We start from the raw sequence: 791 nt of genomic DNA, 5'->3' as shown, positions 1-791 counted from the left end.
CTAGTGCAAGACAGATAATAACCATATACAAGGAGAGGTGTCCGAAATGAACGAAAACCGACAGTCCTACAATGAGACGTTTAAAAAAGAAGCCGTGAAGTATGCCCAGGAGCAATCGAAGTCGCTTCAAGAGATCGCGGATGAACTGAATATCAACTACGGCACGCTGCGAAACTGGATGGGAAAGTACCGCGAGTTTGAAAACGAACCCGTGAACCAAGGCGAAGCGCTCCGTCACCAGTCCCAAACGATCGAAGATCAGAAACGCGAGATCGAGGACCTGAAGGAGGAAATCGCCATTTTAAAAAAGGCCATGCACATCTTCAGCAAAGAAAGGAACTAAGGTTCCAATTCATCGAAGATCATCGCTCCGAGTTTCGATTGGAGAAGATGTGCGAGGTCATGGGTGTGTCAAGGAGCGGCTATTACGTCTGGCGGGAGGCCGAGGCTTCCGAGCAAGAGAAGCGAAAAGAGAAGCTGACCGAGCGCATTACCTGGCACTTCTTCGACTCTGAAGAAACCTACGGGAGTCCAAGGATACACAAAGAACTTTTGAAGGAAGGCTGGCGCGTATCGGAACGTACGGTGGGGCTGATCATGCGAGAACAAGGGCTGCGTTCGTGCATGGCGAGGAAGTACCGGGTCACCACGACCGACTCGAATCACGAGATGCCGATCGCACCAAACCTTTTGGAGCAAGATTTTTCAGCCACAAAGCCAAACGAAAAATGGGTAGCGGACATCACCTACATCCCCTGCCGCGAAGGAAAGCTCTATCTGGCCAGTATTCT

Annotated in this window: 2 protein-coding genes; both read left to right on the top strand. The window is 50.6% G+C overall.

Translation table 11 applies throughout. From position 1 onward, the window contains the following. Positions 1-46 precede the first annotated feature (46 nt). Positions 47-343, top strand: coding sequence for a transposase (locus AC6I6H_RS22475; RefSeq protein WP_497956842.1), 297 nt, complete (start codon positions 47-49; stop codon positions 341-343). 11 nt (positions 344-354) lie between these two features. Beyond that, positions 355-791: IS3 family transposase (locus AC6I6H_RS22470; RefSeq protein WP_497956843.1), on the top strand; the 437-nt coding region annotated here is incomplete at its 3' end.

The sequence above is a fragment of the Gorillibacterium sp. sgz306347 genome (genome assembly GCF_059735245.1).
The sequence above is the reverse complement of the archived record's forward strand: the minus strand, read 5'-3'. Positions and strand labels throughout refer to the sequence as shown.